The following is a 13,920-nucleotide window of genomic DNA, read 5'->3' as shown; positions in this document are numbered from 1 at the left end:
CGGGCTGAATCAGCCCGAGGGAAACGCCGGCATTCCAATGCACCCGCAGCTCCGCTTTCCCCGCCGGAGCAATCAGTCCCGAGGGGCCAGCGCCCGCACCAATTCCACGGCATCGGGAACCGACTCCAGATTCCGGGTGAGGCGTTCTACGGCTGAGAGCTGATCTGATGCTGGGCGTCTGACGGAAACAGCCGCACAGTCCCTAAACTTCTGTCCAATGGCTTCCCAGCTCAGTGGGGCTTCCGAGTTGCCGGGGACGCCGGTCCCCACTTTGTGGAATCTCCTGCCATCAGTCATTTCGATCTCTACGCGCCCTGGAGGCAGCTCAAGCTTCCAGTCAAGGCTGGCGTCGGCCACGGGGACGATCTTCTGCGCCACAGCCAGGACTCTGGGATCCTCCAGCGCTTCCTTCGTGAAATGTGACACCTGCACGCCCCGATGGACGGCTGCGACAGCTACAAGGAAGGGAAGACTGAACTTGGCGTCAACGAGTGTTGCCGGCGCGCGCCTAGCCTCCAATGGGCGGCACATCAGATCGTGGTAGTCGCCGACGTAGAGCCGGATTTCTTTGACTTTATCAAGCTGGAGCCTGTTTTCGTTCAGCAGTTCAATAGTGGCGTGAATGTGGCTGTGGGCCGTTCCCACCGTAGGCCAGAGCTTGTACAGGGTTCCGCTGCCCTTGAACTCTCTGCCGAGGCCTTCGAGCATGGCCTCCCGATCGTACCGGCTGTTGAAGTAGGTGCTGAAGAAACCAAACTTGCCCTCGAAAACGGTCGGGACGCCGGTTACTCCTCTCTCGGCGAGCAGCACGGCGAGAACAGCGCCTTTGGCCGAGAAGCCCGCATACATGCCGCGGACGTCTCCGCCTGTTCCGGCAACAAGTTCCATCACCCCGGACGATTGCATGGTAGCGATCCCAAAGGCATTGATCATTTGTTCGCGGGATAAGCCGAGCAGATGGCCTGCCGACGCAGTGGCGGCGAATACGCCCATCACCGAGGAGAGGTTCCAGTCCTTCTTCCATTCGACGTTGCAGCGCAGACGAGCGAAAATGTCTTGTCCGGCGGCGATCGCGGCGATTATTTCCTCTCCTGTGACACCACCGGTGCGTTCTGCGACGGCAAACGCCGCCGGGACGATGGAGCTCGACGCGTGCTGGCCCCAGGGCGTCTGATCGTCGAAGTCAAGGGAGTGGGCCATAGCGCCGTTTGCGAATGCCGCCATGATCGCGGGGGCCTTCCCCCCGAAGGCGAGTATGGATGACTCGGGACGGCCCGCGCTTTCCCGAACGAGGTCGACGAGGCCCCGGACGGCGGGTTCCGTCCCGCTCGCGGCGAGGATCACTCCGAGTGTGTCCAGAATGCTCTTCTTAGCCGCCTCAACGGCAGCTGGAGGTGTCCTTGCGTAATTGGTCTCAGCAACAAAGCTCGCGAAATTTTGAACCAAATCACTAGCATGTGCGGGCATCTGATACCTCTCGTTGTGGGGAACGCCGAACGCCACCGATGTTAAGGAGGACGGCCGCATCATTTGGGTGATCGTGTCGAAGCTTGCAGGGTTCGTCGGGCATTGGGGGCGCGGAGTGCAACCCGCATCCGCGGAATACTCGTCTATATAGGGGGTCGGCAAATGCTATAGAAAGCATGCGAAACGAGCAGAACCTGGACTCTGAAAAATCAAAGTGAGAGTGGCCGCGCGAGGTCAAGGAGTCAGTACAACGGAGGGCGCTCCTTGGCATATTTGTGGGTAGAACAGGGTACGCCGATCTGGAGGCCTCCGTCGACCACCGTATGCACCCCGAACTGGTGCAATGCTAGGGCCGTGCCCAGAGTGACATTCGAGCGTCGCGGTCCGTCCGACGTCAGCGCAATCACATTGCACCGTTCACCAGCATGCTGGATCTTGACCGAGATGGGACGGAGGTTGTTGCTGCGGAATCCGGCTGCCCCTGCGGGGTCGGGAATATCGCCAACGGTGTGGTCGATGTATTCTCCGGCGAAGGTTTGAAGCCTCAAAATGGTGGTTCGGGGGCCGTAGGATGCACCGGTGACCACCGCTGATCCGACGAACTGGGCGGAATCCTGTGGATGATCCCGTGTGTCTTCCATGCTCTCCTCCTGACAACGGCAGACGCGAATGACCTACTGGAACCCTGCCAGCTTCTGCCCGATATTGACAGTATCCCACATGACGGGATATTGTCTATCCTAAGCGTTTGTCCAAGGATCAGTTTTGGTTTCCGCAAGCTATTGCCAGACACACCACCACCCACGTCTGATGAGCCACCAGCCATCAGCCGTCTACAAAAAGGATGTAACTAGCGTGTCAAAGAAGATCGCGATTCTGCACACAAGCTTCGTATTTGTTTCTGTCGAGCCTGTGATCAACGACCTCATCGCTGAGCTAATTCCTGATGCTGAAGTCATGCACTTTGTAGACTCTGACGTTTTGGCCACAGTCGTGCGCGAGCAAGGGATCTCATCGAATAGCGAGGCACGAATGACGCACCTTGCGCAGGCAGCGGAAGCAGCGGGCGCAGACATCATCTTCTCTGCGTGCTCTTCGTTGGGACCAGCTCTGGACGTCGCTGCCCGAAACGTTCATACCCCCGTGGTGAAAATTGACGAGGCTATGGCGATGCGAGCCGCCCGCGAAGGCAACCGCATCGGCGTCTTGGCCACCGTGCCCACCACGCTGGGTCCGACATCAGATTTGATCCAAGCAGAAGCAGACGAAATCGGCCGCAGCATCACGCTCGAGCAGCGGTTGTGCGAAGGAGCATTCTCGGTCCTTATGTCGGGGGACCGCGAAAAGCACGATGCCATGGTCATCGAGCAGGCGATGGACCTCGCCGAAAAGGTTGACATGATCGTCTTAGCGCAGGCATCCATGAACCGCCTTGCAGGAGTTCTTCAGGAGAAGACCAAGAAGACGGTTCTGTCGAGCCCTCGTATGGGCGTGGACTACCTCGCTCGCCGCGTCGCAGAGCTCGCGGCGTGAGCAGCCAGTCCAAGTCATTCTTGGTTTAAGAAGGGGAACGCGGAGGACGTGAAGCCAGGTACTTGAGCACCCGAGCATCGGTATCTTGAGTCGTCCAACACGGCGATGCCCTGCTCCGTATGCGTCTGGGCTGGTTTACAAGAAGCGTTTGGACGCTGGGTAACGCCGATTCGGCGCGTGCCCAGCAGGCGATTGCCGAGGCCGCTGGCGAACAGTCATTATTTTTGCTGTCCTCTGCTCTTGGCCGGCGGGCCCTTCGTGCTGTCAGTATCCCCGCCCCTTCTCCTGGTCACCCTAAACCAGTGCACTACTCGCATGGGTCACCTGTGCTTCACTATCGCGGGACAATCGGCAGGAGGTTCCCGCCGTCGTGCTCTTGCGGTACGGTACGGGAGGACGGCCATCGCGAGATTCGTAGCCCTCCAAAATATCGATGCCGCCTTCGGGGTGGTTGACTGCTTCCGTCGCCATGGGACATGTTGGGACCTCTCCTAGCCGGCCTCCCTATTATGGGGTCCTCGGAAGGAGTTACTGCTAGGATGCGGCTCGCAGACGCCAACGCCGCACTCCTCATTGCCGGCATCATCTCGGTGCTCGCCGTTCCGGGTGCGTTCGGGGCTGCGGTATAGCAAGCACTCGGTAACAAAATGAACGCGGCGCCGCCGTCCCGCCAGGATAGCGTCTCCGCTCTCCTGCGCTATCCGACAATGCGGATGAACTAGTGGCAAGCCTTGACCTCCTAGCCACCACCGACATCCTCGTGGCGTTCCTCCCTCTCCTGGGAGAAGACAAAGGCCATGCCCCCTGTCATCATAGGCATCCTGCTAGCAACCCATGCGGCTGCGTCCATCGCTTTCCGCCTGCTACCTGCCGGACCTCTTTGCCTACTGGAGCCTGCCCGCGCCCGTCATAGCGAGCATTGCGGGAGCGGGAACAACGCTTGCCTTGCTGCCTTGGCTATTCGAGCTTCCCTGGATTGCAGGAGGAACCCTGCTGGCCATCGGAGGGTTCTTTCTGGGCCTGGGACAGCCAATCACGATGACGCTCGGTACAGGCCGTTCCGCCCGCTTTCAGGCAAGCATTTGCCCTCCGCTTACTCGGCAACCGAGTAGGCCAAGTGAGCCCGCCCGCCGCCGCGAGACTGCTGGTCGCTCCGGTTGGCCTCAGCGGAGGGCTCTGGATGGACTGCGCCGTGCTCGCGGCGGCCTGCCTACGTTGGCCGGGTAACAATGCGGGACCCGGCCTAATTCCCGGGGACAACCCAAGCGCACGCCCGATGATCGGGCAGCTACCTTCGAGACTGTCCTTCAGCGGCTCGCGCCTCCAGGCGAAAGCGGCACAGTTGTCGATCTTGTTTGGCCGCCGTGTACGGCGTGACAGCGGGACAGTGCGCCTAACGGGTGAGGGTGGCCAGCGTCCTGGCAGCGAAATCCTTGGCTGAGCTGCTCCAATGACCCAGCAGGCTCTGGAGGTTCTCGCCGTCGACCCGGTGCCCCGGGAGCTGCTCCTGCAGTGTGGCCAGGATGCCCGTGCGGAGCTCAGTGTTGAAGTTGACCTTGCCCACGTTCATGGCCGCCGCCTTGACTAGTTCTTTTACGGGGATGCCGGAGGCGCCGTGCAGCACTAGCGGGATGTGCGTCCTGACAGCGATGTCCTGCAGGACGTCCCAGCGCAGCTGGGGCTCGCCCTTATATTTGCCATGGACGTTGCCCACGGCCACCGCCAGCAGTTCGGCACCGGTACGGGCTACGAAATCTTCAACCTGAGCTGAGTCGGTCAAGCCGGCCACGGATACGCCGGACTGGTCCGCTCCAAAGGCTCGGTCCTCGTCGCCCGCGAGGCCGCCTAATTCCGCTTCGAGCACGACGTCGGGACCCAACAGTGTTCGGGCCGCGAGGACAAGCGCAATGTTGTCCTCATACGGCAGGGACGACCCGTCAGCGAGGACCGAATCCGCCCCTGCCGTGACGGCGTCGGCCATGACGCGGAGGTCTGTGGCGTGGTCAAGCTGCACAGCCACCGGCACTGCAGCCGCGTCCGCCAACCCGCGGAGTGCGGCGACAAGCCGCAGTCCATTGGATGTGGCCGCAGTTCTCGGCGCCACCAGCAGGATGGCTCCCCGGCCCGCTTCCTCCGCCGCACCCACCACTGCCAGTGCGGTGGTGAAGTCGTAACAGGTGAACGCGGGAACGGCGGAGCCGTGCTGCAGCGCGGTGGTGACCAGATGGTCGAGTCGGGTGCGCATCAGACGCCCGAACCTCCCATCAGAATCCTGGACGTAAACGTCAGGACGGTGGCGGTGTAATCGCTGGTCATGTTCTCCAATGACTTTCTAGGTTAAAAAGTGTTGCTGAGCTTGCGGGTTACCTGGGTCAGGGACTGGTCGTCTCCCACGTTGCCGGCGAACACGATGTACGGGATGCCCTTGGCGGGACCGTCCACCGGTTCCCACAGTGAGACAATGCCCGGCAGCATGGGTCCGCGCACGATAGCGTGACGGATTTGCAGTCCGTGGGCAGCAACGTCCGAGGACGTGATGCCGCCCTTAGCGATGACGAACCGCGGCGGGAACGTCTTCAGTGTCCGGTTCACGACAGCCACGACGGCGGCCGAGACGGTGCGGGCGATCTTCAGACTTGCTGCGGCGTCCTCGGTCTTGATGAGCAGGCGGCTTGTGTGGACGATGACGTCGCCTTGGCGGAGGGCATCGACGACGTCGGACACGACGGTTTCGATGTAGGCGTCAGCAGCTGCTTCGGTTTTGGCGGCAAGCAGTTTCTCAACATCGATCTCGATGATCCGTGCCGAACTGTGCTCTGCCGTGAGGTCGTGGAGCTGGCGGGTGGTGACTCCAACGTGCGAGCCAACCACGATCAGGCCACCGGCTAGGGAGGGACTGTTGCCCGCGTATGCCTCTTCCGAGGTCAGTGCGGCGCGGATCTCCTGGCCGATACGGCCGCGGACGAACGGCGGACCAACGCGGTAGAGGAGCTTCTTGCCGCGTCGTTCCGCTTCCTCCAAACCGAGGGCCAAAGCGCGGAAGTCATTCTCGGTAACGATGTCAGCCACGATCGGAGTGGAGTTGGTGGCGGATTCGATGGCATCCGCTATGGCCTTGGCGGAGATGGTTGGGTCCTGCGCCGAGGCTCCAGCGCGAATGATGTTGAGGTCCAGGACGATCACGGAGTCAGCGGCGAACCGGCCCTGTGACTTCTCCTCTACGTACTTGGCCATCTCGGAGTTGGCGAAGCCGAAGCTTGCGTCCTTGGCGAACTCAGTCTCTGCCACGGGTGTGAGTGTGCCGGCGTCTGCTCCGGTGCCGCGCATGTAGTGCACCCCGCCGATGGTGATGCGACCGGCGTCGGGGAACGCCGGAACGATGACCACCCCGTCGGTAACCTCGCCAGTTTCGGCGGCCACTGTTGAGGCAATAACGTCAGGCTCCAGCGGGTAGTGGCCCCGGAGGGTGGAGTCGCTGCGGCTGACGAACCCCAAACGTAGTTCGCCTTCCACCACGTCGGCCGCCGCAAGCGCGTTGCGGACGATTTCCTTGTTACGAGCCGCGGCTTCCGCCGGGTCCAGGCTACGGGTGTTGGTCAGAACGTAAACGGCTGGTTTGGTCTGCTGCTCACGAATGTGGGCGAAGGCCCAGCTGAAGTCCTCCACGTCCCAGTGCGTGAGCACGGGCAGGTCTGCCACTGACTGAGTTCCAGTGGGGTCGTCGTCGAGTACCACCAGCACGCGTGGGGTGCCTGCGTTGGAGGCGGCAAGAGCATCAGCCACGGTCGCGGATGGGATAGGGACCTCGGCCGGAAAGGCGGCTAAGACTTCTCGTTCAAGCGGCACTATGCGCTCCATTGTGATGTGATGAAGGTTATTGGTTATTGGTGTCGAAGCTGAGCGTTCGGTTGGCGCCCTGCCCGCATATTGCGCGCTATGGCAGTCGCTCACGGAGCAGCACGGGGCCGCGTTCGGCCCCGTGCTGCTCCGTGTTTTTGCTCAGAAGGTGTGGAGGACGAAGCGGAGGAATTCCGTGGGTTCGATGGCTTCGACGGGTACGGGGCCTTCGTTGGCGAGGAACTCATATCCGGTTTCGGCGCCGTACTTCTCGCCGCCTGCGGTGACCTGGCCCTTGGTCTGGAACAGGATTTCGATGGACGGGAACCGGCCAGCCTGGTAGACGGCGCCGGCATCCAGTCGGACGAAGCCGATGCGGAAGTTGCGCTCGGTGAAGGTGCCCAGCCATTTTTCCGAGACGCCCTCGTCGGTTGAGGGCAACCAGTCGTAGGCGTCGGGGTTCATGGCGATGACGTCTTCGTAGCGCGGGGTGGCGAACTCGAGTTTGCCGCCCGTGGCGTGTTCGAAGATCGCCTGCGATCCATCCACGACCTGCTCGTCGCCGTTGGCGTTGGTGTAGTGGTACATGCCCTTCTTGAATTCGCCGGTCTTTTCCAGATCGGCGTTGGTCGCTTCACGCTGTGCGACGCTGAGGTAGCCCTGGCCGCTGGCGCCGCCGGCCTGGAGAACCAGGGTCCGGAGGCCTTCGGCGCGTTCCTGAGGTCCGTAGTGGACGCTTTCGGGGAAGTACCCGACCCAGCCTTCCTCCAGGAAATCGTCCTCGGAGTAGGGCAGCCGGCCCTGGATGACGTAGCGGACCTGGTCAAAGTTGTGCCGGTGACGCGGGGTCCGCCATCCACCGCCGCCGGTGTGGCCCATATTGAGATCGTAGTTGTTCGGCGAGCCGTCCTCACCGAACAGCAGGTGCTTCTGGTCCAGCTTCCCCTCGCGCATGGATCCAACTGCTTCGATGTCGGTCTCCGCTGCTTTGCTTACGCGCATCTCCTGCTCCTTCACAAAAGTCGATTCATCCCCCGGCAAGATCCGGCGGGGGTGCGGTGGCCCGTCCGCCCGCTGCTATTCGTGCAGGCCCGACCACCCTGAATTGACTGTATCCCACATGGCGGGATATTGTCAATCACTAAAAGAAGAGATTGCCCAGGCGTGTCGGCGGCGGCGCGGGACTTCAGTGTCGAGGGGCGGGTAGTGGTTATCACCGCTGCCGCCTGAGGCATCGGCCGCGCGCTGGAGCGCCAGCTCGCCGCGGCCGGTGTTGTTTTCGTGGGAGCCGACCTCGACAAGGCCTAGACGGTCGTCAAGGAGAATTCATGAGGCCAGCGGTGTCGGCTTGGCCGTCAAGGTGAAAAGTGGCCGACGCGGTCTCCGTCACGGCGATGGTCGACACCCGCATCGAAACAGGGGGGCCGGGTCGATGTTGTGATCAACAACGCCTCGATCTTCACAGCCCTGTGCAATGCATGAATCTGGCCTAGTTGTCCCCGATAGCGGAGTCAGTGGAGTACGAGATCGCGTCGCTGCGGCGCGGCTGATTTCGTGACCCGAAGCTCTGTTTCAGCGGCATTAAGGAAAGCGCATGCGCCGCGACAGGACTTACGGCATCGGGGAATACTTCGGGGTGAGGTACATAGCGCTGCCTAGACGATCCCCATCCGGTCACTCGGCCAGGTCAGCGGCGCTGTGACTCCATCAGGCGTTCCGATATTGTCTTTGCCGCTTGCTTGACGGCCAGCACTGCTTGCGGGACCTCGACGTCGCGCCGGGCTTTCTCATCCCACGCGACACCCACACTGCCCACGGCTGTCTTCTGATCGGTGAGAATGGGTGCCGCGACGCCGTAAACGCCGGGGTTAAACTCACCCATGGTCAGGATGTAGCCGTCCTTTTTGATCTCACCCAGGGTCTTGCGGAAGACGCTCCACGTGCTGCCCAGTCCGGCGTTCTCAATTTCCGCACTGTAGCGGGGGTAGATGGCTTTCAGCCGGTGATGGGGGAGATGGGCCAGGATAACCTTTGACACCGCACCTTGGAACATCGGGCGCCGCTGCCCGCGGCTGAACCGGTTTTCGGGGCTCTGCGGGGCGCGACACTCTCCGATGCACAGGACCGAATCGCGAAAAGCAGTGCACAAGAGAGCCGAGTGCCCGATCTTGGCCACCAGGTCCTCAAGGACGCCGTGGCTGGCTAGCAGCAGCGGGTCCGTCTGGCGGATCTGAAGGTCCATCTCGATAATGCGCGGGCCAAGGCTGTAGTAGCCGTTGCGAACTGTAGTGAGTAGTCCCGCGTCATGCAGGGTTTTGATGTAGCGGTATCCCGTCGACCTGGAGGTTTCAATAGCCTCAATGAGGGCTACTGTCGACCAAACAGGCTCTGTTTCGGTGAACAGTTCCAGAATGTTCAGCATCCTGGCTAGGCTGCCCGCACTGTCCGGACTTTCTGTCACCTCACCCGCGCCGCCTGGCGAACCTCGTCCACTCATGGCGTGAGTCTCCATCCTTCTCTTGATACCACCCCGTCAGGCGGGCCGACCAACGTCCACCTGGAGTGCTCTGAACGGCGACGACGGCTTGTCCGAAGGCGCCGGCAATGGTGTCCATTGTACCTGAGTGGCGGGCTCGAAGATGTGATCCTCGCTGTACCGAGGGCCGCCGCCTGAGAGGGCGGCTGCCCTCGGTATTGCCGCCTGCGTGCAGCCTCCAAGAAGCTCAGAGATGCATCATCCTTCATTGCAGACGTATTGCGCCCCTCACCGTCACAGCTGCATATAGACACTCTTCGTGTACAGGTATGTGTCCATATGGGCAGCAGTTCCTTTATAGCCGTAGCCGCTCAGCTTCGTTCCGCTGAAGCCGACCAACGGATCGATGTAGCCGTAGCAGTTGACCCACATCGTGCCCGTGTGCACTCCGTGAACCGCCCGGAGGGCAGTGGACAGGTTTTGTGACCAGACCGCTCCGCCAAGGCCGTACTCACTGTCATTGGCGATGGCGATGGCTTCGTCGATGTCATCGAACGGAAGGATGGAAAGAACGGGTCCGAAGATCTCTTCACGGGCGATGCGCATGTTGTTGTTAACGCCGCCGAAGACGCTGGGCTGCACGAAGTATCCGCTTCCAAGTTCATCCCCAAGACGTGCACCACCGTAGAGCAGCTCGGCGCCTTCATTTCGGCCGATATCGATGTAGTTCAGGACAGTGTCCAACTGGGGCTGGGAGATGACCGGGCCCAACGTGGCCGCGGCGTCCAAGCTGTGCCCGACCCTGAGAGTGTCCATGAAGGCCAGCAGCCGTTCCGTGAACTCATCGACGATGGGCCGCTGAACCAGCACGCGCGTACCGGCGAAACAGATCTGGCCTGAATTCGAGAAGACACCCATGGCGGCCCCCGGCACTGCTTTATCCAGGTCGGCATCAGCGCACACGATGTCCGCCGACTTGCCGCCCAGTTCCAGCTGCAGCTTTTTGATGTTGACGGTGGACGCCTCGATGATCCGGCGGCCGGTCTCGGTGGATCCGGTGAATGCGATACGGTCGACGTCGGGGTGCGCCGCCAGCGCGTTTCCGGCTGCGCTCCCGGATCCCGTGACGACATTGATGACCCCGGCCGGGACCCCGGCTTCGTGCAGGATCTCGGCAACGCGCAGCACCGACAGCGAAGCTTCCGAAGCAGGCTTGAGCACGGCGGTGCACCCGCTGGCCAGAACAGCGCCGATAATCCAGAACTGACCGTTGAGGGGTCCGTTCCAGGGAATGATTCCGCCGATGACCCCGACCGGTGCCTTCAGCGTCATCGTAGCGACGTTACCGGGGATGCCGTTCATCAGCGTCTCGCCGGAGATGCTCGTCGCTTGGGAGGCGAAAAACGACAACATTTTCATCAAGGAGGCCTTGGAATTGCGCAACCTTGAGACGGGGGCGCCCATATCGAGGGCCTCAATCTGGATGAGTTCCTCGAACCTTTGGTCGAGGACCTGGGCGATACGTGTAAGCAGCGCCTGGCGCTCGTAGGGGCTCCAGGAGCTCCACTGGCCGTTGAACGCCTTGCGTGCAGCGAGGACCGCCCGATCGACGTCGGACGGTCCTCCGGCGGCGAACCGTGCCAGGACCTCGCCTGTGGATGGATTGGTGGTGGTCAGCGTCTGTTCGGACTCGGCCGGGACCCTCTGACCGTCGATAAAGAGATGGTGCACCTCGCGGGACAAGAAGCTCTGCGCCTGTTCGGACGGAGCGAAACTCTGCTGGGTGGTGGTCATGATTTTCCTCTCGGGTGACCTTTGACATTCCGTCAATCGAAAATGAAGACGCCTTTGCCGATCTTGCGTTGATCGAATAATTCGTAGGCCTTCTCTGCCTCGGCCAGCCGGAACTCATTGGTGAACAGTGACTCCACGTCCAGGCCTCGTTCGGCAATGAACTGGGCACACTCGTCCTGCTGGTTCTTGCTGAACGTGAGCGACCCGAGGACGGTCTTGTGCAAGTGGATCAGCTCTTCGCTGTCCAGATCGATCTTGCCGAAGACTCCGACCATGCAGGCGGTCCCCCAGGGACGGACCGCCTGTATCGCCTGACGGCGTACGGCGGGAATGGCGCTGCATTCGATTGATTTATCCGCCCCTTCCCCGTTGCGGGTCAGCTCGCGCACGGCGGCCACCGCGTCCTGCTCACGTGAGTCGACAACGTAGTCAGCGCCGAACTGCTTGGCCATTTCAAGCCGTGAAGGCTCGACGTCGACCGCGATGACCCGGGCTCCGAATGCCCTCGCCAGTAGGGTGACGCTCAGCCCAACAGGTCCTTGACCGAAGATGGCAACGGTCTCGTCGGCGGAAAGATCGACCCTCTTGATGGCTGCGAAGGCCGTTCCGGTGCCACATGAGATGGCAGCACCGGTCTTAAACGAGAGAGAATCCGGCAATTTGATAAGCGTGTGCGCGGGAACCTTCATGAAGTCCGCATGTCCGCCGTCACCGTTTAGCCCGCCGTATACGATTCGTGCGTTCGGGCAGTACTGCGTCCAGCCCGAACGGCAGTACTGGCAGGTGCGGCACCCGTCGTAGTGGTGGACCATGACCCGGTCTCCGACCCTGGCTTCGGTCGGCCGGACGGCGTCCCCGACGAGCTCGACGACCCCACACGGCTCGTGCCCTTCGATGACCAGATCAGATCCGGTGCGTACTGGGCCGTGGAGGTGATGGAGGTCGCTCCCGCACATACCGGAGGCCTTCATGCGGATCACGACTTCATCCGGCCCCGGTACCGGATCCGGATAGTCGCGAATCTCGAGCCTACCCTCGCCTTGGAAAACAACGGCTTTCATGATTACTGCTCCTCGATGTTCAGGAGATGGACGGCATCGGTGACGCCTGGAGTTCGTTTATTGCGTGAAGCCCTCCCAGCTGACCAGGAGAGACGACCACCACTTCAGATGGATCGTGGCACAGTCCCCGGCCTTGCTGTACTTGGAGGACTGTCGTCAGATCATGCCCGGGCCTTTGGCTCCTCCAGCGCATCAGCAGTGTCACCGGCCGGAGCGATCTGCGCCAAGGCCTCAGGAGACGTGTCCACGCGGGCGGCGGCGAAGATCGTAGTAGCGGCGATATAGAAGCCCGAGACGGTCAGGATCACTCCGATAATCCCAAAGGCGTTGAACAGCCCTAGGACGATGAAGGGGGAAGCGATCAATCCGACGCGACCGACGGTCTGGGCAAGCCCGCCTCCACGGAAGCGGAAGGCGGTTGGGAAGAACTCCGGCACCGTCCCGAGGCACATGGTCAGGAACGACGCGGCCATGGCGACCAGGATGAAGCCGACGGCGATGATCAGGGCCGGCTCTGTCATGAACGGGTAGATGCCAGCGAAGATCGCCGCGAGCGTTCCCGAGAGCACGATGCTGCGGCGCCGTCCGAGGCGGTCAGCGAGCAGCATGCACAGCAGCGGTCCCGCGACGTAGCCGGACATGATGGCCGCGTTGAACCCCAGGGACGATGTAACGGTCATTCCCTGCTTGACGAAGAACGTCGGCATCCAGCCGGTCACGGAGTAGGAACCGAACAGGCAGATGATGGTCAGAACCAGAGCCAGCAAAGTCCGACGGATCACAGTGCGTGAGAACAGCACCGTCATCGGCACATAGTCAGCTTTCTCATCCGTGACACCGGCATGGCTGGCGACCGCAGCCGGGCTGGCCTTGGGGCTCGAAACGCCCGATTCCTTCTCGATCCTCTGCAGGACGGCTTCGGCTTCTTCGTGCCGGCCGCGTGACTCGAGCCAGCGCGGGGACTCCGGCATTTTCCGGCGCAGCCACCAGGCGATCAGGGCGCCCACACCGCCGATGATGAACATCGCACGCCAGGACCACATGGGAATGACCAGCCATCCGACGAGCGAGGACAGCGAGACACCGAATCCGCCGAAGATCCCGAGCAGACCCAAGTACTTGCCGCGGTGGCCCCGCGGGAAGAACTCGGTGATCATGCCATAGCAAATGACGTATTCAGCACCCATTCCGATGGCCATCACGAATCGCAGGCCGATAAGGACCTCCATGTTCGGGGCAAAGGCTGCACACACTGCGAGGATGCCGAAAAGCGCCAGATTGAACTGGAACGCGAAGCCGCGTCCGATCCGGTCACTGAGCCAGCCGGCGAAGGCCGCCCCGATTGCGAGACCGGCGAACGTCGCCGACAGGAACAACGAGTTCAGTTCGAGCGTGGAGAAATCGGTGGGCAGCATCGACGCCAGCACGGCGGACGAGAGCGTGTTGTCGAACGAGTCGAAGAACATGCCCAGGCCGACTAGCAGCGCCATGCGCCGGTGGAACTTTCCGATCTGGAGATTGTCGAGCCGCTGGCTCACACTTACATGCGTGGTCATCGAACGGCACCTTCCGGACGTGCTGCCTCGTACGAGGCATGGCAGGAAACGGCGGGGGACTGATGAGGGGTGAGAGAGAGAAGAGCCCGTTCCGGGACGACTCTCATGATGCGAGCGTGGCCGGCCGGACGGGAATGACAAGATTCGCACTGGTTCGATCGACATTGTTCGGTCATGCGTCTTACTACCTTTGACT

At 61.7% G+C, this 13,920-nt stretch carries 10 protein-coding genes; 1 reads left to right on the top strand and 9 read right to left on the bottom strand.

Annotation, left to right across the window (positions count from 1 at the left end):
• Nucleotides 1-72 precede the first annotated feature (72 nt).
• On the bottom strand, nt 73-1,446 hold the full coding sequence (locus tag ACIP90_RS11335; RefSeq protein ID WP_400579419.1) for an MmgE/PrpD family protein: 1,374 nt from the start codon (nt 1,444-1,446) through the stop codon (nt 73-75).
• 263 nt (nt 1,447-1,709) lie between these two features.
• The gene (locus tag ACIP90_RS11330) at nt 1,710-2,108 is read right to left on the bottom strand and encodes a hypothetical protein (protein ID WP_400579418.1); all 399 of its coding nucleotides are present in this window, start codon (nt 2,106-2,108) and stop codon (nt 1,710-1,712) included.
• A gap of 214 nt (nt 2,109-2,322) precedes the next feature.
• On the opposite strand from ACIP90_RS11330, the gene ACIP90_RS11325 reads away from it, so the two are divergent.
• On the top strand, nt 2,323-3,000 hold the full coding sequence (locus tag ACIP90_RS11325) for an aspartate/glutamate racemase family protein (protein ID WP_400579417.1): 678 nt from the start codon (nt 2,323-2,325) through the stop codon (nt 2,998-3,000).
• A gap of 1,393 nt (nt 3,001-4,393) precedes the next feature.
• On the opposite strand, the gene ACIP90_RS11320 is transcribed toward ACIP90_RS11325, so the two are convergent.
• The 7 genes from ACIP90_RS11320 to ACIP90_RS11290 form a co-directional block, all read right to left on the bottom strand.
• A complete protein-coding gene (locus ACIP90_RS11320) occupies nt 4,394-5,245 on the bottom strand; it encodes a class II fructose-bisphosphate aldolase (protein ID WP_400579416.1) in 852 nt (283 codons plus the stop codon).
• Nucleotides 5,246-5,337: 92 nt separating this feature from the next.
• Nucleotides 5,338-6,846: a four-carbon acid sugar kinase family protein gene (locus ACIP90_RS11315; RefSeq protein ID WP_400579415.1), complete on the bottom strand. Its 1,509-nt coding sequence runs from the start codon at nt 6,844-6,846 to the stop codon at nt 5,338-5,340.
• A gap of 153 nt (nt 6,847-6,999) precedes the next feature.
• Nucleotides 7,000-7,839, bottom strand: coding sequence for a hypothetical protein (locus tag ACIP90_RS11310; protein ID WP_400579414.1), 840 nt, complete (start codon nt 7,837-7,839; stop codon nt 7,000-7,002).
• Nucleotides 7,840-8,524: 685 nt separating this feature from the next.
• The gene (locus ACIP90_RS11305) at nt 8,525-9,259 is read right to left on the bottom strand and encodes an IclR family transcriptional regulator (RefSeq protein WP_400579413.1); all 735 of its coding nucleotides are present in this window, start codon (nt 9,257-9,259) and stop codon (nt 8,525-8,527) included.
• A gap of 348 nt (nt 9,260-9,607) precedes the next feature.
• Nucleotides 9,608-11,107, bottom strand: coding sequence for an aldehyde dehydrogenase family protein (locus ACIP90_RS11300; protein WP_400579412.1), 1,500 nt, complete (start codon nt 11,105-11,107; stop codon nt 9,608-9,610).
• A gap of 32 nt (nt 11,108-11,139) precedes the next feature.
• The gene (locus ACIP90_RS11295) at nt 11,140-12,168 is read right to left on the bottom strand and encodes a zinc-binding dehydrogenase (protein WP_400579411.1); all 1,029 of its coding nucleotides are present in this window, start codon (nt 12,166-12,168) and stop codon (nt 11,140-11,142) included.
• 161 nt (nt 12,169-12,329) lie between these two features.
• The gene (locus tag ACIP90_RS11290; RefSeq protein WP_400579410.1) at nt 12,330-13,724 is read right to left on the bottom strand and encodes an MFS transporter; all 1,395 of its coding nucleotides are present in this window, start codon (nt 13,722-13,724) and stop codon (nt 12,330-12,332) included.
• Nucleotides 13,725-13,920 lie beyond the last annotated feature (196 nt).

It is taken from the genome of Arthrobacter sp. NPDC093139, assembly GCF_044754165.1.
Taxonomy (GTDB): domain Bacteria; phylum Actinomycetota; class Actinomycetes; order Actinomycetales; family Micrococcaceae; genus Arthrobacter.
This window is presented reverse-complemented; position numbering and strand designations above follow the sequence as displayed.

Bases quoted from the DNA above. Each gene is read 5' to 3' on its own strand.
- ACIP90_RS11330 (WP_400579418.1), bottom strand. From the start codon at position 2,108: ATGGAAGACACACGGGATCATCCACAGGATTCCGCCCAGTTCGTCGGA.
- ACIP90_RS11320 (WP_400579416.1), bottom strand. From the start codon at position 5,245: ATGCGCACCCGACTCGACCATCTGGTCACCACCGCGCTGCAGCACGGC.
- ACIP90_RS11310 (WP_400579414.1), bottom strand. From the start codon at position 7,839: ATGCGCGTAAGCAAAGCAGCGGAGACCGACATCGAAGCAGTTGGATCC.
- ACIP90_RS11305 (WP_400579413.1), bottom strand. From the start codon at position 9,259: ATGCTGAACATTCTGGAACTGTTCACCGAAACAGAGCCTGTTTGGTCG.
- ACIP90_RS11300 (WP_400579412.1), bottom strand. From the start codon at position 11,107: ATGACCACCACCCAGCAGAGTTTCGCTCCGTCCGAACAGGCGCAGAGC.
- ACIP90_RS11295 (WP_400579411.1), bottom strand. From the start codon at position 12,168: ATGAAAGCCGTTGTTTTCCAAGGCGAGGGTAGGCTCGAGATTCGCGAC.
- ACIP90_RS11290 (WP_400579410.1), bottom strand. From the start codon at position 13,724: ATGACCACGCATGTAAGTGTGAGCCAGCGGCTCGACAATCTCCAGATC.